This is a genomic window from Stenotrophomonas sp. 86428_Sma (assembly GCF_056481585.1).
The window spans coordinates 396708-417754 of record NZ_CM151156.1; the positions used below are offsets into that span (position 1 = coordinate 396708).

The following is a 21047-nucleotide window of genomic DNA, read 5'->3' on the forward strand; positions in this document are numbered from 1 at the left end:
AGTCCTTGGTGCGGAGGGTTCAGGGCGAAGTGACCGGTGTGGCCAGGCGCTGGCGGGTAGCGGCCTCCAGCGACTTCAGGCCGGCGCGCTGGCCGAGCTGCAGTGCCTGTTCCGGGCTGGCGTGTTCGTAGCGTGCGTTGACCAGGCCGAGCACGGCACCGGCGCGGTTGCCGGACGCACAGTGCAGCAGCACCGGCCCCTGGCTCTGCTGCAGGGCCTGGTGCACGGCACGGATGTTGGCCGCATCCAGGCCGTCGGCACCGGCCACCGGAATGCGTACGTAGCGCAGGCCCAGTGATTCGGCTACGCGGGTTTCATCAAAACCCCGGTCCTCGTCGGGCTGGCGCAGGTCGATCACGGTGCGCACGCCCTGTGCGGCCAAGGCCTGCAGCTGTGCGGCGCTGGGCTGGCCGCCGGCGTACAGGCCGGGGCGGACTTCGTTGAGGGGCGCGTCTTCGGCCAGGGCCGTCAGCGGCAGGCAGAGCGACAACAACAGCAGGCAGGTCAGGCGCAGCAGCATGGTCCTCTCCGTGAAAACGTTCTGCCGCTACAGGCGCAGTCCGGCGCGCGCCTTCAGCAGCTCGCGCAGTTCGTACTTGTCAGTATCGTCCAGGCCCTGCTGGCGCTGCTTTGCCAACAACTCTTCCAGACGTTGCACCAGCAGCTGTTTCTCCAGTTGTGCCACCGCGTCGTGCAGTTCCTGGGTCCAGCTGGCTTCGGTGCCGGGCAGCGTCTGTGCGGCCAATGTATGCAGCGAGGCCTGTTCCTCGCGGCCGTCGAAGTGTTCCAGCAGGGCGCCGGTGCTGATGTCCGGGCGCTGTTCGACCAGCCCCAGCAGCTCCAACAGCAGTTCCACACCGGGCAGGCGAAGGCCCTGGAAGTGATGCTTGCCGCCCAGGGTCAGCGCCAGCGACGGCTGCTGCAGCAGCACGGCGATCGCGCCGCGCACCAGGCTGCGCCTGGCCACTGGTTGGATCGTGCGCGAAGGCTGGCGTTGCGGCATCGGCGTGCGTGCAGCCTGGGCGTTGCCGCCGAGCCCGGTCAGCTGCGCCAGCTGCTGCTTCATCAGGTCGCCGAAGGCACCGTCGGGAATCTGCGCCAGCATCGGCTTTGCGCGTTCGGCCAGGCGCGCCTTGCCGTCCAGCGTGCCCAGGTTGATCTCGCGGGTCAGTTCATCGAAGAAGAACTGCGACAGCGGCGTGGCCTGCTTCAGGCGCTCGTTGAAGGCCTCGGCGCCTTCCTTGCGCACGATGGTGTCCGGGTCCTCGCCATCGGGCAGGAACAGGAAGAAGGCCTGGCGGCCGTCCTTCATGCGCGGCAGCACCGACTCCAGCGCCTTCCAGCCGGCGCGTCGGCCGGCGGCGTCGCCGTCGAAGCAGAAGAACACGTCCGGCGCGTTGCGGAACAGCAGCTCGGCATGGTCCGGCGTGGTTGCGGTACCCAGTGTTGCCACCGCCTGGGTGACACCGAACTGGAACAGCGAGACCACGTCCATGTAGCCCTCGACCACGATCAACCGCTCGATCTTCTGGTTGGCCTGGCGCACCTGCCACAGGCCGTACAGTTCGCGGCCCTTGTGGAACAGCGCGGTTTCGGGCGAGTTGAGGTACTTGGGGCCGTCGTCCTTCTCGAACACGCGGCCACCGAAGGCGATCACCCGGCCACGGCGGTCGAAGATCGGGAACATCACCCGGTCGCGGAACTTGTCGTAGACGTGGCCGCGGTCATTCTTCGAGAACAGGCCGGCGCGGTCGAGCAGCTTCATGCGCCGCTCGTCCTTGCCCAGTGCATCGCGCAGGCCGCTGTAGCCATCCGGGGCGTAGCCGATCTGGAAGCGCGCGCGGTTCTCTTCGTCCACGCCACGCCCATCAAGGTAACTGCGTGCCTTGTCGCTGCCTTCCAGGTTCTTCTGGAAGAACCGGGCGGCGGCATCCAGTGCCGAATACAGCTCGCGGCTGTCGTCCTGCTGCTGGGGGCTGCGCGGGTTCTCGTTGCGCGGTACTTCCATGCCAGCGCGCTTGGCCAGCTCATCCACCGCGTCGAGGAACTCGAGGCGGTCGTAGTTCATCAGGAAGCTGATCGCGGTGCCGTGCGCGCCGCAGCCGAAGCAGTGATAGAACTGCTTGGTGGGCGAGACCGTGAACGACGCCGAGCGCTCGTCATGGAACGGGCAGCGCGCGGCGTACTCCTTGCCCTGGCGCTTCAACGGCACGCGGCTGCCTACCACCTCGACGATGTCGGTGCGGGCGAGCAGGTCGTCGATGAAAGCGTCGGGGATACGGGCCATGGGCAACAGGGCAGGGCGCGGTGCAGGACCACGCGACGGAACCGGGGGCGGTCGGCCTAGTTTACCCCCTGTCGGGCACCTGGCTGGCGGTTGCCGGATCAATGCCGGCGGCGGCCAGGTGATGACGCGCGCGCAGGCGCTCATCGATCACCGCCGTCATCAGGGCGCCAACGAAGAACACGACGGTGGCGTAGTAGATCCAGACCAGCGAGATCACCAGCGCGCCCATCGAGCCGTAGGCACTGCCGGGTGCCACGGTGGCGATGTAGACGCCGATGCCGTACCGGCCCAGTGCGAACAGTGCCGAGGTGATGACGCCGCCGATGAAGGCCTGGCGCCACGCCACGCGACGGTCGGGCAGGTAGTGGTACATGAAGGCGAAGCCGACTGCGTACAGCAGCAGGCTCGTGACGTACCCCAGCGCGGGCAGGATCGAGGGCAGTTGCGCGAAGGCCACCTGCAGCACCGTGGTGGCGGTCATCGACAGGATCAGCAGGAAGCCCAGCGCCAGCACCACGCCGAACGAGAACACGCGCTTGCGCAGCCAGGCCTTGAGGCCTTCCAGGCGCTCGCCGCTGGTGCGGAAGATCAGGTTGAGCGCGTTCTGCAGCTGCGCGAACACGGCGGTGGCGCCGACGAACAGCAGCAGCGTGCTCCACACCCCCGCCAGCGAGCCGACATCCGGCTGGTTGTCGGCGTTCCTCAGAACGGTTTCGGCCACGGTAGCCGCGCTGCTGCCGGCCACCGAGCTGATCTGGTCGATCAGTGCCTGCTGGGCCGGTGGGTACAGCGAGGCGGTCAGCCACAGCAGCAGCACCAGCAACGGCGCCATCGACAGCAGCGCGTAGAAGGAGACGGAAGCTGCCTGGGTCAGCACGTCGACGTCGATGAAGCGCTTGGCCACCGCCATCGGGAAGCTGTCCTGCAGGCGCTTGATGTACTTGTGCAGTGACACGGGAACGTTGGGCTCGGGTTCAACCATGGGTGTGGTTGTAGCAGGCGAGCGACGAAGGTGCGGTGAAGCGGGTGCATCAATGGGGTCAGAGCCCTTTCGCGTTGCGAAAGGGATCCGACTCCGTGTACCGGATTACGCCAGCTGCTGCTTGACCAGCTTGGACACCAGGCCCATGTCGGCCTGGCCAGCGAGCTTGGGCTTCAGTGCGCCCATCAGCTTGCCCATGTCGGCCGGGCCGGAGGCGCCGGTCTCGGCGATGGCGGCCTGGATGGCGGCCACGATCTCGGCTTCGCCCATCTTGGCCGGCAGATAGGCTTCGATGACCACGATCTCGGCGCGCTCGATCTCGGCCAGGTCTTCGCGGTTGGCCGCTTCGTACTGGCTGACCGAGTCCTTGCGCTGCTTGACCATCTTGTCGAGCACGGCGATCACGGCGGTGTCATCCAGCTCGATGCGCTCGTCCACTTCGCGCTGCTTGATGGCGGCATTGATCAGGCGGATCACGCCCAGCTTGTGCTTCTCGCCCGCCTTCATGGCGGCCTTCATGTCTTCGGTGAGCTGCTGCTTCATGCTCATGAGGAACCTCGTGGTGGTAGGTGGGGCGGGGCGGATGCCCGAACCCGGAAACGCGAAAAGCCGGCGACGCTCGCGCGTGCCGGCTTCGGCTCCATCGCGACGGGCAGGCCCGCCGCAATGAAGATGCGTCCGATCAGTACAGGCGCTGACGCTTGGTGACGTCGCGCGACGAGCGGCGCAGCTGACGCTTCACAACAGCGGCGGCCTTGCGCTTGCGCTCCTGGGTCGGCTTTTCGTAGAACTCGCGCTTGCGGGTTTCGGCCAGCACACCGGCCTTTTCGCAAGTGCGCTTGAAGCGGCGAAGAGCAAACTCGAAGGGCTCGTTCTCGCGGACTTTGACGCTGGGCATGGAATCTCCGGGACACAGTAGAACCGGGTCACGCCCGGCGAGCCGCACATTATAGCGGCGAATAGACAAACTGCAAGCGGCTAACCCTGAATACGGGCCAGAGGTTCGAAAGCAGTGAGACCTGCACGTCCCCCGAGGGGGCAGCAGGGGCGTCATAATAGCAGGCATGCGAGTCCTTGGCATCGAATCTTCCTGTGATGAGACCGGCGTGGCGGTGTATGACACCGACCTGGCCGGCAGCGCGGCCCTGCGCGCCCATGCGGTCTACAGCCAGATCGCCCTGCACGCCGAATACGGTGGTGTGGTGCCCGAACTGGCCAGCCGCGACCACGTCCGCAAGCTGCTGCCGCTGGTGCGCCAGACCCTGGCCGACGCCGGCCTGGGTGTAGGTGATATCGACGGCGTGGCCTATACGGCCGGTCCCGGCCTGGTCGGCGCGCTGCTGGTCGGCGCCGGCGTGGCGCGGTCGCTGGCCTGGGCGCTGGAGGTGCCGGCGGTGGGCGTACACCATATGGAAGGCCACCTGCTGGCCCCGCTGATGGAGGACGACCCGCCGGAAGCGCCGTTCGTGGCACTGCTGGTGTCCGGTGGCCATACCCAGCTGGTGGCGGTGGACGCGATCGGCCAGTACCGCCTGCTGGGCGAGACCTTGGACGATGCGGCCGGCGAGGCCTTCGACAAGACCGCCAAGATGATGGGCCTGCCGTACCCGGGCGGCCCGCAGCTGGCCAGGCTGGCCGAGCAGGGCACGCCGGGGGCCTACCGCTTCGCGCGGCCGATGACCGACCGCCCGGGGCTGGATTTCAGCTTCTCCGGCCTGAAGACCCAGGTTCTGATGGCCTGGCGCGACAGCGACCAGAGCGAGCAGACCCGCGCCGACATCGCCCGGGGCTTCGAAGACGCCGTGGTCGAGACCCTGTCGATCAAGTGCGAGCGCGCGCTGGAAGCGGCCGGGACCAATGTGATCGTGGTGGCCGGCGGTGTCGGTGCCAACAAGCGCCTGCGCGCCCGCCTGCAGCAGATGGCCGAGCGCCTCGGCGGACGGGCCTGTTTCCCGCGGCCGGCGTTGTGCACCGACAACGGCGCGATGATCGCCTTCGCCGGCGCGCTGCGGCTGCAGGCCGGCCAGCACAGCCCGCCGAAGGTGGACGTCACCCCCCGCTGGGACATGGCGACCCTGCCGGCGGTGTGAGCCCCCGGCCGCGCGAACCGCTCGATCGGCGTTTGTAGAGTCGAGCTTGCTCGACTGGGCGCAATGACGGACACAGAGCAGTCGAGCAAGCTCGACTCTACAGGCAGGCCTCCGTAGCGCCGGGCCACGCCCGGCTACACATTACGGACGCCCTGCCAATGGCGACGCCGCCAACACCGTTGTCGCCCGCTCATGGCGCTGCAGCCAGCCCAGCGTATGCGGGCAGCGGGCGTGGATCAGCCGTCCGATCGCCGCCAGGTCGGCACCGATGTCGCGTTCCAGGATGGGTTCGTGGTGGGCGATCCGATTGCGCAGGAGGCGGATGCGGTCGAGGTCGGCATGGATGGACCGACGCAGGACGGACAGCGGCACCGAGGGTGCGTGTGGCAGCGCCAGGCCCATGGTCCCGGCCCAGATCGAATGCTCGAACCGTCGAGCGAACAATTGCTGCCAGAAGCCGAATCGCAGTTTGGCGATGACCTCCGGTACATCCCGTGGAGCTCCGGCGCTGCCGCGGACATCGCATAGCGAGGCAAGGGCGCCTTCGGTAGGAAGGCTGCGCAGCAGCGCTGGATGCCAGGGCCAGCATCGACCATAGCGATGCACCAGCGCCGTAGCTGCTGCATTGCGGATCACGACTTCACAGATGTGCAACGGTGGCAGGAGAGCAGCACACATCTGCATGTTCCAGGCATAGAGCGTGGCTGGATCGGCTACGCAACGAGAAGCGATGCGCTCGTAGGTCGACCATCTCTGCCTGGATAGAGCTGCCTGCAGGATCCTGCTTTCCTTCATCAACTCACTCCCAGGGAACGTGGTTTCACCTTGACCCTGGGAACGATGCAGGAACATCAGAAAACGGCATCATGATCGTCAGTGTTCTTTCGTGGATCGGCTCGGTTTTTCACCCGGTCGTCTGCCGTGACGCATTTGCCAATTGACTGGTCAGGGGGGCACTCCTAACCTTGCGGCGTGTGCTCCGGGACTCGCGGCTGAATTCCAGCTTCCCCTGGGGACGTTGAGAGGTACCAAAGGGCCCCGCTAGCAGGGCCCTTTGTCTTTTCTGGAGCCGCGTTCCTGCCGGCCACCCACCGCCCGTTCCGGGCAGGCTCACCGTCGTGCCGTTACCATGGCCCCCTGTATTCGGGCTGGTTAAGCGCAATGGACAAGGTTTTCATCGAGGGGCTGACGATCGACGCCCTGATCGGTATCTACGATTGGGAACGACGGATCCGCCAGGACCTGGTGTTCGACCTGGAGATGGGCTTCGACAACCGTCGTCCGGCGGCCTCCGACGACATCGCCCACACCCTGAACTACAAGGCGGTCAGCAAGCGCCTGGAGCAGTTCGTGCGCGAGTCGGAATTCGGCCTGGTCGAAACCCTGGCCGAGCGCTGCGCACAGATCGTGCTGGACGAATTCGACGTGAAGTGGCTGCGCCTGAAACTGAGCAAGCCGGGCGCGGTGCGTGGCGCGCGCGCGGTGGGCGTGATCATCGAGCGCTCGCAGGACTGATCCGGTAGTGCCGGCCGCTGGCCGGCACCCCCAACAACAACGACAACGCAAGGAGACAACTGATGGTGGACGCGGTGGTGGCGGTACAGTGGCTGGAAAAGCTGCAGAACACACTGGAACCCTATCCCGGCGCCTACCTGGCGTTGATGATCTCGGCGCTGCTGATCGCTGCGGGCTTGGCCAACTGGGTTACCAAGCGCATCCTGGTGCGTGGCCTGCGGCGCCTGCTGCAGCGCCTGCCCGGTGCCGAGTCCGGGCGCGGCAGCCATCTGATGCGGGTCATCTCGCGCCTGTCCAACGTGGTGCCCAGCCAGGTGATCGCCTCGGGCATCACCCTCATTCCCGACCTGCCACCCGGCCTGGTCAACGTCATCATCAAGCTGTGCATCGTATGGGCCGTGCTGACGGTGTCGATGGCGTTCTCGCATGCGCTGGACGCGGCCAACAGCCTGTACGAACGCAAGCCCGATGCGCGCAACAAGCCGATCAAGGGCTACCTGCAGGTGGTCAAGATCGTGGTGTTCGTGGCCGCCGGTCTGTCCATCATCGCCACGCTGCTGGGGGTGAAACTGGGGCCGTTGGTGACCGGCCTGGGGGCGGCCACGGCGGTGCTGATGCTGATTTTCCAGGACACCATCCTGTCGCTGGTGGCCAGCGTGCAGATCAGTGGCGATGGCCGTGTGCGCATCGGCGACTGGATCGAAATGCCCAGCCAGAACGCCGACGGTGACGTCATCGATATCGCGCTGCACACCGTCACCGTGCAGAACTTCGATAAGACCATCACCACCATTCCGACCAAGAAGCTGGTGACCGAGTCGTTCAAGAACTGGCGCGGCATGCAGGAGGCCGGTGGCCGCCGCATCAAGCGCGCGCTGTACCTGGACCAGCACAGCGTCGGCTTCCTGGACGAAGGCGACTTGGCCTTCCTCGGCCAGTTCGCGCTGCTGCGTGATTACCTGCAGGAGAAGGAGCAGGAGCTTGGCCAGTGGAACGGGCGCCTGCGCGAGCAGGGCGTGGCCGAGGTCAACAGCCGCCGGGTGACCAACCTGGGTACCTTCCGGGCCTATGTGGAGCGTTACCTGCGCAGCCACCCGGGCATCCATACCGACATGACCCTGCTGGTACGCCAGCTGCAGCCGACCACCGAAGGCCTGCCGCTGGAGCTGTACTGCTTCACCCGCAGCACCGCCTGGGGCGAGTACGAGGCGGTGCAGTCGGACATCTTCGACCACCTGCTGGCGATCCTGCCGGCCTTCGGCCTGCGGGTATTCCAGGCCTCCAGCGACGCCATGTTGATGGCCGGGCAGCGCCAGCTGGCCGGCTCGGAGTAAGCTGCGGTGCCCCCGGCGGGGCCATACGGACCCCGCTGGTGGCTGAAACTGAATGAACAAACCCCTCGCCAAATCGCCCGGGATCGCTAGAATGCCGGGCTTGTAAACGTTTTCATCAAGGACTGCCGGTGGCCTCCGATCGCATCGAATCCCTCATTGCCCAGATGACCGTCGAGGAAAAGGTCGGCCAGCTGGGTGTCTTCGCGGACATGGTCCGCCCGTTCGCCCCGGACGTGAACCCGGAAGCCAACGTGCGCAATGCCGACCAGGTGCTGCAGCAGGTGCGCGAGGGCAAGGTCGGCTCGCTGTTCAATGGTGTGGGCGCCGAACTGGGCCGCCGGATCCAGCAGGTCGCCACCGAAGAGAGCCGCCTGGGCATCCCCGTGATCCTGGCGGCCGACGTCATCCACGGCATGCGCACCGTGTTCCCGATTCCACTGGGCGAGGCCGCCAGCTTCGAGCCGGCGCTGGCCGAGCGCACCGCGCGCGCCACCGCCATCGAGGCCACCGCTGCCGGCCTGCACTGGACCTATGCTCCGGCCGTGGACATCGCCCGCGACCAGCGCTGGGGCCGTGGCGCCGAAGGTGCCGGTGAGGACGTGGTGCTGGGCTGTGCCTTTGCCGCCGCCCGCGTGCGCGGCTTCCAGGGCAGCGACCTGCGCGCCGCCGATTCGCTGCTGGCCACGCCGAAGCACTTCGCCGCCTATGGCGCGGTGATGGCCGGCATGGAATACAACATGGTGGACATCTCGCCGCAGACCCTGCGCGACGTGCACCTGCCGCCGTTCAAGGCCGCCTTCGACGCCGGCGCGATCACCGTGATGTCCTCGTTCAACGACATCAACGGCGTGCCGGCCAGTGCCAACGCCGAACTGCTGACCGACATCCTGCGCGGTGAATGGAAGTTCCCGGGCGTGGTGATCTCCGACTACACCGCCGATATGGAACTGGTCGCGCACGGCTATGCCGCCGACGACCGCGATGCCACTGCCAAGGCGTTCACCGCCGGCCTGGACCTGAGCATGCAGAGCGGCTTCTACGCCGAGCACCTGCCGGGCCTGGTCGAGAGCGGCGAGGTGCCGATGGCGGTGCTGGATGAGGGCGTGCGCCGCATCCTGTGGCTGAAGGAAACCATCGGCCTGTTCGACGACCCGTACCGTTCGCTGGACCCGGCGCGCGAAGCCGATACCTCGTACCTCGCCGCGCATGACGAACTGTCGCGCGATGCCGCGCGCCGTTCGATCGTGCTGCTGAACAACCGCGACAACGTGCTGCCGCTGCAGAAGACCGGGCAGAAGATCGCGCTGATCGGCCCGTTCGTGCAGGACCGCGAGAACATTGAAGGCTGCTGGACGCTGTTCGGCGACAAGCAGCGTTACGTGGATCTGGAAACCGGCGTGCGCGCCGCCATCGGCGATGAAGCGCTGCTGGAGATCGTGCCGGGCTGCGAACTGGAAACTGCCATTCCGGGCGGCACCGAAGCCGCCGTGGCGGCCGCGCTGCGCGCCGACGTGGTGGTGCTGGCGCTGGGCGAACCGCAGCGCTACAGCGGTGAAGCGCAGTCGCGCGTGGAGATCACCCTGCCGCCGGCACAGCAGGCACTGGCCGAGGCGGTGGCGATGACCGGCAAGCCGCTGGTGGTGCTGCTGCGCAACGGCCGTGCGCTGGCACTGCAGGGCGCGGTGCGCAACGCGCACGCGGTGGCGGTCACCTGGTACCTGGGCACGCAGACCGGCCATGCCGTGGCCGATGTGCTGTTCGGCGACTACAGCCCGTCCGGCCGCCTGCCGGTCAGCTTCCCGCAGGTGTCCGGCCAGCAGCCGTACTTCTACAACCACCCGCGCACCGGCCGCCCGGAACTGCCGACCATGTCGGAGTTCAAGGCTCGCTGGCGCGAGATCCCGAATGAGCCGCTGTACCCGTTCGGCCACGGCATCGGTTACACCACCTTCGCCTACGGCGTGCCGCAGCTGAGTGCGGCGCAGCTCGGCTGGGACGACACCCTGACCATCATCACCACGCTGACCAACAGCGGCGACGTGGCCGGCGAGGAAGTGGTGCAGCTGTACATCCACGACCGCGTGGCCAGCCGCGTACGTCCGGTGCGCGAACTGAAGGACTTCCGCAAAGTGGCGCTGCAGCCGGGCGAGTCGGCCGAAGTGGTGTTCACCCTGACCCGCGAGCAGCTGGCGTTCACCGGCCGCGACGGCGTGCTGCGTGCCGAGCCGGGCCAGTTCGACCTGTGGGTCTGCGCCTCGTCGGCAGCAGGCGAAGCCGTGCAGTTCGAGCTGCTGAAGGCCTGATCGAGAAAAAGGGGACGGAGGGGATTAAGTCGTTTGTGGCACAAACGACTTAATCCCCTCCGTCCCCCCCTTTTTGTTGTTCTCACTGGCACGGCGCTACCATCGGTGTTCTTGAACCGATGGATGCCTGCGCATGCGCATGATCGCTGTGTTGATTCCCGCCCTGTTGCTGGCGGCCTGTTCGCAGCCGGCACCGCCGGCCGAGCCTGCGGTGGACGCACCGCCGCCGATGGAGGCCAGTGCTGCGGCCACGCCCGCGGCTGAATCGGCGAAGGCTGCTGCCGAGCCGGCCGGCGCCGCACCGGCGGATGTGCCCGCGGAAGACGCGCGTGCGCGTATCGAGACCCTGCTCGGTGATGCCGCGCAGTACGAGAAGGTGTTCAACGCGTTCAAGACCGCGGTGGTCGGCGGTGATCGCGCTGCGGTGGTGGAAGAGGTGCGCTTCCCGCTGAATATCGCTAACGGAAAGAAGATCACCGGCCCCGGTGAGTTCCAGCGCAGCTACGAGAAGATCATCACGCCGGCGGTGGTCAAGGCGGTGTCCGAACAGGACTTCGGCAAGGTGTTCGTCAACCAGCAGGGCGTGATGATCGGTGATGGCCAGGTGTGGTTGAACGGGCAGTGCCTGGACCAGGCTTGCACGAAGACCGAGGTGAAGGTCATCACCATCCAGTAAATGCGAACGGCCCCGCATACGGGGCCGTTTCGTATGGGTAGTGCCGGCCGCTGGCCGGCAACCGCAGGATGCCGGAAGAACCCAGGGTGCCGGCCAGCGGCCGGCACTACCAGGACATCAGGTCTTCGGGGTGAGCTTCAGCAGGCGCGCCTTGTTGCCGTCCTCCAGCAGCCACAGGGCGCCATCCGGGCCCTGTTCCACTTCGCGGATGCGCTCGCCCATGTTGAAGCGTTCGGCTTCGCGCGCGCTGTCACCATCGAAGGCCACGCGCACCAGCGAGGTGGACGACAGGCCGCCGATGAAGCCGCTGCCCTTCCACTGCGGGAACAGGTTACCGCTGTAGATCACGAAGCCGGCCGGCGAGATCACCGGCGTCCAGGTCACCTTCGGGGCGGCGAATTCCGGGCGGGTGCTGTGGTCGGGAATCGGGCGGCCGTCGTAGTGGTTGCCGTTGGAGACGATCGGGTAGCCGTAGTTGGCGCCGCGCACGATCAGGTTCAGCTCGTCGCCGCCGGCCGGGCCCATCTCGTGCGCCCACAGCTTGCCGTTGGCATCGAAGGCCATGCCGAGGATGTTGCGGTGGCCCAGCGACCACACCTGCGCGGCCACGCCGCCCTGCGAGGCGAACGGGTTGTCGGCCGGTAGGCTGCCATCGTCGTTGAGGCGGATGATCTTGCCGAGGTTGCTGCCCATGTCCTGCGCCGGATCGAACTTCTGGCGCTCGCTGGAACTGATCCACAGCTTGCCGTCCGGGCCGAAGACGAGGCGGTGGCCGTAGTGGCCCTCGCCACTGACCTTGGGCGTCTGTCGCCAGATCACCTTCAGGTCCTTCAGCTCACCGCCACCCTTGGCATCCAGCGCCAGCGTGGCGCGTGCGACGGCAGCGCCACGGGTGTCCAGCGTGCCTTCCTCGGCATAGCTGAGATAGATCACGTGGTTGCTTGCGAACTGCGGGTGCAGGATCACGTCACCGAAACCACCCTGGCCACCGTAGGCGACCTTCGGAACGCCGGTGATCTCGTGTTTCTGGCCACTGGCCAGGTCCAGGTGCTGCAGCTTTCCGCGCTTTTCGGTGACCAGCAGGCTGCCATCGGGCAGGAAGGTCATTGCCCACGGCTGGTCGAAACGACTGATTTCGGATGCGGTGAACGGTCGCTGGTCGGCAGCGTCTGTGCTGGCAGCGGCAGCTTTCTGCCCACTGGCATCGGGGCCGGCGGCACTGCAGGCCGTGGTGGCGAGGATCGGCAACAGGCCGAGGGCGAGCAGCAGGGGCGTGCGGGTCATGGGTATCTCCAGCGGAAGGGGATGCGGATGGCCAGGCTCTCCCTTGTATACCACCGGGGCGGTGACGGTCCTGGCCCGAAGGTCCTGTTTCCCCCTGTGCGGCGGCGGCGGGATCGTCTAGGGTGGGTTCGCCCGGGTAAAGCATGCCCGCCTGACTGCAAGGAACCGCAATGAACGCACCGATCATCCATCGACCCTCGCCGGCCTTCATTGCCGCCTCCTGGGTGGCCCTGCTGCTCGGCGCGGTGGCCTACCTGATAGGCCTGTTCAATGCGGAGATGCCGCTGAACGAAAAGGGCTACTACCTGACCCTGCTGCTGTTCGGCCTGTTCGCGGCGGTGTCGCTGCAGAAGAGCGTGCGTGACCGTGTCGAGGGAATCCCGGTGAGTGGCCTGTATTACGCGCTGTGCTGGTTCGCATTGCTGTCTGCGCTGTTGTTGCTGCTGGTTGGCCTGTGGAACGCCACCCTGGTGCTGAGCGAGAAGGGCTTCTACGGCATGGCCTTCGCGCTGTCGCTGTTCGGTGCGGTGGCGGTGCAGAAGAACACCCGCGACCTGATCGCCGCCGGTGGCGGTGAGAGCAAGCGCAGCACGGCCGTGCCGCCGCTGCCGGAACAGGAGTGATGCAGCAACGGTAGCGCCGGGCCATGCCCGGCGTTGCCGCATATCGGATCCGTCAGGGGCCGCGTGCCAGGCGCGGTTCCACCTGCCGCGCTTCCTCCCAGCCACGGCGAACGGCACTGCGTGCCTGCGCCCACTCCAGCCGGCTCTTGCCTCGTTCGCTGGCCCAGCGTGATTCCAGTTCGCCTTCCACTTCCTCGTAGGCGCGGATCATGTCCTGCGCGCGGGCCGAGTGGCCAATACGGTAGGCCGGTTCGTAGTCGTCGAAGAACAGCTGATCGTCATAGTACGGTTCAGAGGTATAGCGCTCGCGCCAGTAGTTGCTGACCGCGTCGCGCGGCGTGCTGTCGTCCGGTACGCGGCCGGGAATCTGGTAGTCGGTCATGGAAGGGCTCCGTGGTGGACGAAGCCTGATCGTGCCTGCGCGGTGGTTAACGGCCGGGGCCGGCAGCGTGATCGTTAGATCAATCTGCCGGTCAGGGCGCGCCACCGTTCACCCGGCGTCGGCATCCTTGCGCGGCAGTTTGTAGATCACTGCACCTATGGCGAAGGCGACCAGCGCGGCGGCGATGTTCTGCCAGCTGGCACTGGCGAACAGGGCCAGGCACAGCAGCAGCGCCAGCACCGGAATCAGCGGGCCACCGGGCAGCTTCAATGCACCGGGGCGGTCGGCGTAGAGCTTGGCCAGTACCAGCACTGCCGCGGCAGTACCGATGTAGGCGAACAGGCGCGTGGTCATCGACAGCAGCGCCAGCTGCACGAACGAACCGGACAGGGCCAGGCCGAGTGCGATCAGACCCTGGCACAGGATCGACGCGGCCGGCGTGTGGAAGCGCGGATGCACCTGGGCCAGGATCTTCGGGCCGTAGCCATCGCGGGCCAGCGCGAACAGGAAGCGCGGGCCCATCATCATCGTGTTGCTGTTGGTGCCGAGGATGGAAATGGTGGCGCCCACGGTCAGGATCAGCGCCAGTGCCTCGCCACCGAAGCCGGCGGCGGCATCGGCCAGCGGCGTGGCCGAGCTGGCCAGGCCGGCCAGCGTGCCCTGCGCCACCACCTGCACCGCGCCGTAGATGACGGTGACGGTGATGATCATGGTGATCAGGGCGAATGGAATATCGCGGCGCGGATTACGGTACTCGCCGGCGGCCGCCGGAATGTTCTCGAAGCCGGCGTAGGCGTACAGCAGCAGCAAGGCGGCTTCGCCCATGCGCTGCAGGTCATGCGGGTCCGGGCGCTGGCCGGAGAAGGCCAGCTGCGGATCGATGTAGAACGCACCGATGGCCACGAACAGCAGCAGCGGCAGCATCTTGCCGATCACCAGCACCACGCCGGTACGCGCAGCCGAGCGCACGCCGATGATGTTGACGCCGGTCAGGAAGCCCAGCGACACCACGATCACCGCGATGCGGCCCATGCCGGCGCCGGCCCACGGCCAGAAGCGCGCGACCGCATCGGCCAGTGCATTGCTCAATGCGGCCGCCGAGCTGATGCGGGTCAACCAGATCATCCAGCCGATCTCGAACCCGGCGAATCGCCCGAACGCCTCACGGGCATACAGGTAGCTGCCACCGGGTTCATCGAAGTAGCTGGCGGCCTGCGCGTAGCACAGCACCAGCAGGGCAACGACGATGCCGGCGGCGACCACGCCCCACAGGCTGAAGGGGCCGAGCAGGGCGACGGTGGCGGCCGGCAGCAGGTAGATGCCGCTGCCGATCACATCGTTGATCGACAGGCCGACGATCTGCCAGCGGCTGACCGCGCGCTGCAGCTGCGGTTCGTCCTGCGCGCTCAACGGGCGTCTCCGCTCAGTGCGGGCAGCTGCCACTGGGCCTGCAGGCGCGTGTACTCGGCGCGCGGCAGCAGCACGAAGCGCGGCGTATCCTGCGGGCGCAACCAGTCCAGCAGCGCCTGCATGCGTGGCTGCGGCATGGCGGTGCAGCCAGCCGTGGCCTCACCGGGCGCGCGCCACAGGTGGGCGAAGATGCAGCTGCCCTTGCCGGGCTGGTTATCCGGGTTGTGGGCGATGACGAAGCCTTCCCGGTAGCGCACGTCGCCCTTGTTGTGCAGGTCCAGCCGCATCGGCTCGGTGGAGCCCTTGACCGCTGCACTGCCGACCTTCTTTTCATCCACGATGCGGTTGTAGAACGGAGAGCCGGGCACATCCATGCAGTAGCTGCTGTCCAGCATCGGCTGGTAGGGCATGGCGGTGCCGGGGCGTGTAACGGCATAGCCGAACGCGCTGCCCAGCGCGAAGACGCCGGCCGGGCTGCGGCCATCGCCTTCCTGTTTCTGCGGGCCGTCGGCCTGTACCGGATGCAGGCCCAGCCCCCAGGCGCTGCCGGTACGGCCGAGCGCCACCGGGAACGCCTGCCCATGTGCATGCCAGCCCTTGCGATCGCGCACATAGGCCTGCAGTTGCCCCTCGGTGCTGCCCCAGCTTTCGCTGGTGACCACGATCAGCTGGCGCGCACCATCCAGCGGCGCGGCGTGGGCGGATATCGCTGCAGAAAGCAGCACGGCAGTGGTGGCAAGGCGGACCAGCGATTTCATCAACGTGCGCTCCGGTCAGGAATCCAGCAGGTGGTCGATCCGCTCCAGGTTCACCGCGAGCTGCTGCTGGCGGTCCGGATTGGCGTGGCAGAGCAGCACGAACAGGAAATCGAGCAGCGCGTGCATGGCGCTACGGTACAGCAGCTGCGCGACCTGCGGCGTGCGGTCGTGCGCACACACCACCAGTGTTGCATCAGCATGCGCGCGCAGCGGGTTGGCGGTGTGGCGGGTGATGGAAATCACCTTGCCACCCATGTCCTGGAACTGGCGCGACAGCTGCGAAAGCTGGGGCAGGTTGCCGAACTCGGAGAACATCAACAGCACGTCACCCGGGCGTGCCGCCGACAGGTTGGCCAGCATCAGGATCGGGTCGGTATGCGGCACCACCAGCAGGCCGAGCAGCGACAATCGCATGGCGAACTCACGCGCGTACAGGCCGTCATCACCCAGGCCGTACACGAACAGCTTCGGCGCGCCGTCGATCAGCTGCACGATGCGCTCGATTTCCCCGCGTGGATTGGCCTGGCGGGTTTCCTCCTCGGCTTGTGCCTTGCTGCGGCGCAGGGCCTCGCCCAGGCGCAGGTAGTCATCGCCGCTGTCGGGTTCGCTGGGCGCCTGCTGCGGATCGGCACCGGCGCGAGCCACATCCTGGCCGATCGAGTACTTCAGGTCCGGGTAGCCCTTGAAGCCGAGCTTCTGGCTGAACTTCACCACGCTGGACTGGCTGATGCCCAACGCGCTGGCCAGCTGCTGGGACGAGTAGTCGCGCAGCAGGTGAGCGTTGTCGAGGATGAAGTCGGCGATGCGACGCTCGATGGCCGACATCTGCCCGCGCTCGGAACGGATCTTCAGCAGGGGCGGCATGCGGGGAGTCCGGGCATATGTAGGCGCGCTGCGGTTGGCAGCGTAGAGCGTTTCATGGAATGGGTCGCGCGCGTGCCAGCCGCGAAGGGGATACGGAGTGCAGTTATCGCCTTTGACGTTGAGTCCGCCTTCAAGCGAGCCGAGCACCGCAGGTCCGGCGAGGGCGAAGAGGCGCGGGTGTCTGAGCGCAGCGAGTTCCGCGCCGTCCCTCGGCGGACCGAGGAGCGCAGGTCACCGCCGTGCGCAGCACGTCGGCTCGCGGCCGGCGGAGCGTTTCTTTTGGTTACTTTTCTTTTCGCGAAAAGAAAAGTAACGCGCGACCCAACGTCAGTGGCACGCAGCGTCAGCCGAAAGGCCGAAATCAACCCAGCATCTCCAGCCCGCGCACTTCGGTGATGCCCAGCCCCGGCACGTCGCTGATGCTGATCTCCGATTCGTTGAAATGCACGCCCCCGCTGACCGGGTCGAACTGGCCCAGCGAGGGGCCGTCGAGGTCGACCTTGGTGATCACATCGCTCTTGGCCACCGCCAGGTGCACCGCCGCGGCTACGCTGATGCTGGATTCGATCATGCAGCCGATCATGCAGGGCACACCGTAGATACCCGCGATGTCCGCGATGCGGATCGCGTTGGACAGGCCGCCGGTCTTCATCAGCTTGATGTTGATGATGTCGGCCGCGCGCTGCTGGATCAGGTCCATCACCTGGCTCGGGCTGAACACGCTTTCGTCGGCCATCACCGGCGTGTTGACGCGGTCGGTCACGTACTTCAGGCCACTGATGTCGGCGGCCTTTACCGGCTGCTCCAGCAGTTCCAGCACCACGCCGGCTTCTTCCAGCGTGCGCATTGCGTGCACGGCCTGCTTGGCGGTCCAGCCCTGGTTGGCGTCCAGCCGAAGCAGGGCGCGGCCTTCCACGGCGGCGTGGATCGCCTTGACCCGTTCGATGTCCAGACCGATGTCCTTGCCGACCTTGATCTTCAGCGACTCGAAGCCGCGTTCGATCGCCGACAGCGAATCGGCCACCATCTTGTCGATGTAGTCCACGCTGATGGTAATGTCGGTGGTGATCACCGGGTCGCCGCCACCCAGCATCTGGTACAGCGGCGCGCCATGCAGCTGTGCCCACAGGTCGTACAGCGCGATCTCCACCGCCGCCTTGGCGCTGGTGTTGCGCTCCATCGCGGTCTGCACCAGACCGCACAGGCGATTGAGGTTGGCCACGTCCTGGCCGATCAGGCGCGGCGCGATGAAGTGACGGATCGCCTCGATGATCGAGCCGTGGGTATCACCGGTGATCACCGCGGTGGCCGGCGCTTCGCCGTAGCCGGTGTGGCCGGTGTCGGTGCGGATCAGCACCACTACGTCTTCCACGGTTTCCACCGTGCGCAGGGCGGTCTTGAACGGTGTTTTCAGCGGCACGCGCAGCATGCCCAGTTCGATGGCAGTGATCTTCATTCAGGGGGTCTTGGCACGCAGGCGTTGGATGTTGGTGATGCGGTCGATGTAGCGGACGCTGTCGCTGGCCATCATCGGCTCCAGCGGGGTGACCGAAACACCATTGAGATGGGCCTGCACACGCTTGCCGTCAGCACCGAACCAGCTGCCGCCCGCCGTATCGTGGATCACCCAGGTGCGGCCGTCGACGTGGCCGATGGCCATCATCACGTGGCCGGGGATGTAGACCAGATCGCCCACCTGCAGATCGGTGACGGCGCGGTCGCGCACGGCCTTGCCGTCCTTGCCGGTGAATGGCACGCGGTCCAGCGCCGGGCTGACCGCCTGCGCGCTGGTATTGCGCGGTAGGAGCACGCCGAAGCTGCGGTAGATCTCGGAAACGAAACCGCTGCAGTCGCGGGTGTCGTAGTCGTGGCCCCAGCCGTAGCGTTCACCGAGGAATTTGAAGGCCTGCTGCAGCAGCAGGCGCGGCGTCAGTGGCAGGTAGTCGGCGGCAGTGTCCTGCGAACGTGGCAGCAGCGCCGGCACCAGCTTCAATCGACCATCGGCCTCGCGTACCGGCAACTGCACCACCCACGAGGCATGCGCCTGCTGGCCGTTCACCGGTTCGGCGGCCGGCCAGTCGGCCAGTACCGGCAGGCGCACGCCCATGTCCAGCTGCAGACGCGAGACGCGTGGTTCTTCCGGGGTGTAGGCAGTCTGCGCGGTGGCGCCGGTGACGATCCGGTACGGCCCCTTCGCGCCGTAGCCGAGCACGGTGGCTTTGTCGCCGCTGGCGATGGCATCGGTCTCGATCCACGCGCTGTAGCGCTTGCTGTGCACGAACAGCCAGCGGCCGTCGGCACTGCGGTGAACCACCGCGACCTTGTCACCGGGGAACAGCGCCGATTCCTGGAAGCGGTCGATGTCGGTGTCACCGGCGGTGCTGAAGACGCGCTCGCGGGTGGGGAAGGTACGCAGTGCCGCGCGCTTCACCACCAGCCCGTATTGCGGTGTCGTCTGCGCGGGAATGGACTGCAGGCCCAGATTGGCTTCGGTCGCGCTGCGCAGTGCCGTCGCAATGGCCTGACCCTTGTCGTTGTAGAGGGCACGCGTGGGCCAGCTCGACAGCGCGGTGATGCTTGCGCGCACCGCCGCCGCATCCAGCTGGGCTGGCAATGCGGCGATGTCCTGGATGTGGCTGTCCTGTGACCGCATCCGTGCGTTCTGTGCCTCGATCTGGCTGCGGTCCAGGATCGGCACATCGGCGTTGTCCAGGCGCGCGGCCCAGTACTGGGGGGTGAGGTAGGCCTCGTGCAGGCCGATCACATAGGGCAGCGGCGCGCCGGGGTCGGGCGGCGGGGCCGCCTGTGCAAAGGCCGGTGCGGCCAGCAGGCACAGGGCCAGGGTCAAGCGGCGTGGCCAATGCCGATGCCGTTCGCGGGAAGCCAGGATCATGCGCTGCACACCCTCCTCGAATGCCTGCTGGAATATTTATTCCTTTTGGCATCGAAAGCAAGAATAAATTATTGACCGGCATCCCGGCCCGTGTTACACAGCCGTTACCACCCGCGCTGGGGAAGTGTCGCTGTGGATCCTGCCGTTCGCAAACCACGTCTGCCTGCCACTGCCGGCCTGTGTGTCGCGCTGCTGCTGTGGGCGTGGTCGGCGGGAGCGGAGCCGCCACCCTCGGCCATCCAGTTTGCGCGGGTCGTGCAGATGATCGACGCGGGACGGTTCTCCGAAGCCGGCAGCGAACTGAACACCTGGACGGCTGCGGACGCGGCGGAGCCTGGCGTCAGTTTCGACGACATCGCGTTCCAGGAAGAGCGCATGCGCCGCATCCGCCTGGATTTTTCCCTCGACGAAGCCGCCGCCAAGTCTGCCGTGCGCCGCTGGATTCCCGACCTGACCGACGAGGAATTCGCGCGGTGGGATCAGCTCGGCCTGATTGAGCATCTCGACATCGATGGCACGCGCTGGTACTTCAAGCGCGCACCGTCGAACCTGTTCCTGCTCAGCGACGAGGCACGTGCGCGCCGCCGCGCGGATGCACCGGTGCCGGCGCCGGGTCCGAACGAGGTGCTCAACGCGCACCACGCACGCGTGCTTGCCGCAGCGGAACAAAGTGGCCAGGCGTCGGTACTGCCGCAGCGCATTGAATTCACCCAGTCGCTCACGGTGAAAGCCGATGCGGTGCCGGCCGGCGAGACCGTACGCGCCTGGATTCCCTACCCGCGCGAAATTCCTGGCCAACAGGAACGCGTGCAGTGGCTGGGCAGCACCCCCAGTAGGGCGCGCGTGGCACCGGCCAGCACTCAGCAGCGCACCGCCTATCTGGAAGCCAAGGCGGTGGCGGGGCAGCCGACTCGCTTCGAGGTCCGCTACGCGGTCACGATCCTGGCCCGGCATACCGCGATCAATCCGGCCAAGGTGCAGCCGACACCGTCCGATCCGGCGCTGAAACCCTATCTGGCCGAGCAGCTGCCGCATGTGCGATTCACGCCGGCGCTGAAGCTGTTCTCCGACCAGGTGCTGCAGGGGGAAACCCGCCCGTATGAAGTGGTGCGCAAGCTGTTTGCTGCCGTGGATCGCATTCCATGGGCCGGTGCGCGCGAATACTCCACGTTCAGCAACATCAGCGATTACGCGCTGCGTGCCGGACATGCCGACTGCGGCCAGCAGACGCTGTTGCTGATCGCGCTGCTGCGCATGAACGGCATTCCCGCGCGTTGGCAGTCGGGCATGGTGTTCTCCGACGATGGCAGCGGCTACAACAACCTGCATGACTGGGGGCAGGTCTACCTGGCGCCGTATGGCTGGCTGCCAATGGACGTGACCACAGGCGCGCTGGCCAGCGACGTGCCGGCCCTGCGCGATTTCTACCTGGGTGGCCTCGACGGCTACCGCATCGCCTTCAACGACGATTTCGGCCAGCGCTTCGCGCCGGCCAAGCAGCACTTCCGCTCGGAAACGGTCGACTCGCAGCGCGGCGAGGCCGAGTGGGCAGGCGGCAACCTGTACTTCGACCAATGGAGCTACGACTTCCAGTGGCGGGTACTGCCAGCCGGGCAACGCTAGCGCGACACATCGCATTCCACACC

General features: G+C 66.8%; 20 protein-coding genes. 7 read left to right on the forward strand and 13 right to left on the reverse strand.

Annotated features, from left to right (window positions below):
- Positions 1–19 precede the first annotated feature (19 nt).
- The 5 genes from ACZK3J_RS01750 to rpsU all read right to left on the reverse strand — a co-directional run bounded on the left by ACZK3J_RS01750 (position 20) and on the right by rpsU (position 4167).
- Positions 20–520, reverse strand: a complete 501-nt coding sequence (locus tag ACZK3J_RS01750; protein ID WP_049461904.1) for a protein tyrosine phosphatase family protein — start codon at positions 518–520, stop codon at positions 20–22.
- Positions 521–547: 27 nt separating this feature from the next.
- Complete coding sequence (gene dnaG / locus ACZK3J_RS01755) at positions 548–2287, reverse strand: DNA primase (RefSeq protein ID WP_033833640.1); 1740 nt, start codon at positions 2285–2287, stop codon at positions 548–550.
- Positions 2288–2348: 61 nt separating this feature from the next.
- Positions 2349–3269 (reverse strand): YihY/virulence factor BrkB family protein, encoded by a 921-nt coding sequence (locus ACZK3J_RS01760; protein WP_100437709.1) that lies wholly within the window; start codon positions 3267–3269, stop codon positions 2349–2351.
- Between the two features lie 105 nt (positions 3270–3374).
- A complete protein-coding gene (locus tag ACZK3J_RS01765; protein ID WP_005415013.1) occupies positions 3375–3818 on the reverse strand; it encodes a GatB/YqeY domain-containing protein in 444 nt (147 codons plus the stop codon).
- A 133-nt stretch (positions 3819–3951) separates the two neighbouring features.
- Positions 3952–4167, reverse strand: a complete 216-nt coding sequence (rpsU, locus tag ACZK3J_RS01770) for a 30S ribosomal protein S21 (RefSeq protein WP_478476333.1) — start codon at positions 4165–4167, stop codon at positions 3952–3954.
- Between the two features lie 166 nt (positions 4168–4333).
- Between rpsU and tsaD the strand changes: the two genes are divergently transcribed.
- Positions 4334–5359 (forward strand): tRNA (adenosine(37)-N6)-threonylcarbamoyltransferase complex transferase subunit TsaD, encoded by a 1026-nt coding sequence (tsaD, locus tag ACZK3J_RS01775; RefSeq protein WP_134951711.1) that lies wholly within the window; start codon positions 4334–4336, stop codon positions 5357–5359.
- A gap of 141 nt (positions 5360–5500) precedes the next feature.
- Here the strand turns inward: tsaD and ACZK3J_RS01780 are convergent, their stop codons facing one another.
- A complete protein-coding gene (locus ACZK3J_RS01780) occupies positions 5501–6211 on the reverse strand; it encodes a hypothetical protein (RefSeq protein WP_478476334.1) in 711 nt (236 codons plus the stop codon).
- 309 nt (positions 6212–6520) lie between these two features.
- On the opposite strand from ACZK3J_RS01780, the gene folB reads away from it, so the two are divergent.
- From folB to ACZK3J_RS01800, 4 genes are all read left to right on the forward strand, one after another.
- Entirely contained in the window at positions 6521–6874 is a 354-nt protein-coding gene (gene folB / locus ACZK3J_RS01785) for a dihydroneopterin aldolase (protein ID WP_100437711.1), read from the forward strand.
- A 62-nt stretch (positions 6875–6936) separates the two neighbouring features.
- Positions 6937–8208, forward strand: coding sequence for a mechanosensitive ion channel family protein (locus tag ACZK3J_RS01790; protein WP_049461899.1), 1272 nt, complete (start codon positions 6937–6939; stop codon positions 8206–8208).
- A gap of 128 nt (positions 8209–8336) precedes the next feature.
- The gene (locus ACZK3J_RS01795) at positions 8337–10511 is read left to right on the forward strand and encodes a glycoside hydrolase family 3 N-terminal domain-containing protein (protein WP_478476335.1); all 2175 of its coding nucleotides are present in this window, start codon (positions 8337–8339) and stop codon (positions 10509–10511) included.
- A gap of 133 nt (positions 10512–10644) precedes the next feature.
- Positions 10645–11187 carry a hypothetical protein gene (locus ACZK3J_RS01800; RefSeq protein WP_478476336.1) on the forward strand — a complete coding sequence of 181 codons (543 nt, stop codon included), beginning with the start codon at positions 10645–10647 and terminating at the stop codon, positions 11185–11187.
- A gap of 117 nt (positions 11188–11304) precedes the next feature.
- Here the strand turns inward: ACZK3J_RS01800 and ACZK3J_RS01805 are convergent, their stop codons facing one another.
- Complete coding sequence (locus ACZK3J_RS01805; protein WP_149909059.1) at positions 11305–12471, reverse strand: PQQ-dependent sugar dehydrogenase; 1167 nt, start codon at positions 12469–12471, stop codon at positions 11305–11307.
- A 170-nt stretch (positions 12472–12641) separates the two neighbouring features.
- Between ACZK3J_RS01805 and yiaA the strand changes: the two genes are divergently transcribed.
- Positions 12642–13094 (forward strand): inner membrane protein YiaA, encoded by a 453-nt coding sequence (gene yiaA / locus ACZK3J_RS01810; RefSeq protein WP_032130378.1) that lies wholly within the window; start codon positions 12642–12644, stop codon positions 13092–13094.
- A gap of 52 nt (positions 13095–13146) precedes the next feature.
- On the opposite strand, the gene ACZK3J_RS01815 is transcribed toward yiaA, so the two are convergent.
- The 6 genes from ACZK3J_RS01815 to ACZK3J_RS01840 form a co-directional block, all read right to left on the reverse strand.
- On the reverse strand, positions 13147–13476 hold the full coding sequence (locus ACZK3J_RS01815) for a hypothetical protein (RefSeq protein WP_478476337.1): 330 nt from the start codon (positions 13474–13476) through the stop codon (positions 13147–13149).
- 108 nt (positions 13477–13584) lie between these two features.
- Complete coding sequence (locus ACZK3J_RS01820) at positions 13585–14886, reverse strand: APC family permease (RefSeq protein WP_478476338.1); 1302 nt, start codon at positions 14884–14886, stop codon at positions 13585–13587.
- The gene (locus ACZK3J_RS01825) at positions 14883–15644 is read right to left on the reverse strand and encodes a L,D-transpeptidase family protein (protein WP_189720478.1); all 762 of its coding nucleotides are present in this window, start codon (positions 15642–15644) and stop codon (positions 14883–14885) included. Before ACZK3J_RS01825 ends, ACZK3J_RS01820 begins: the two co-directional genes overlap by 4 nt.
- A 15-nt stretch (positions 15645–15659) precedes the next feature.
- The gene (locus ACZK3J_RS01830; protein ID WP_132808943.1) at positions 15660–16508 is read right to left on the reverse strand and encodes a MurR/RpiR family transcriptional regulator; all 849 of its coding nucleotides are present in this window, start codon (positions 16506–16508) and stop codon (positions 15660–15662) included.
- Between the two features lie 361 nt (positions 16509–16869).
- Positions 16870–17964 (reverse strand): dipeptide epimerase, encoded by a 1095-nt coding sequence (locus ACZK3J_RS01835; RefSeq protein WP_032130035.1) that lies wholly within the window; start codon positions 17962–17964, stop codon positions 16870–16872.
- Complete coding sequence (locus tag ACZK3J_RS01840) at positions 17965–19401, reverse strand: SH3 domain-containing protein (protein WP_134951014.1); 1437 nt, start codon at positions 19399–19401, stop codon at positions 17965–17967.
- 132 nt (positions 19402–19533) lie between these two features.
- Between ACZK3J_RS01840 and ACZK3J_RS01845 the strand changes: the two genes are divergently transcribed.
- On the forward strand, positions 19534–21024 hold the full coding sequence (locus tag ACZK3J_RS01845) for a transglutaminase-like domain-containing protein (protein ID WP_478476339.1): 1491 nt from the start codon (positions 19534–19536) through the stop codon (positions 21022–21024).
- The last annotated feature ends 23 nt before the right edge of the window (positions 21025–21047 follow it).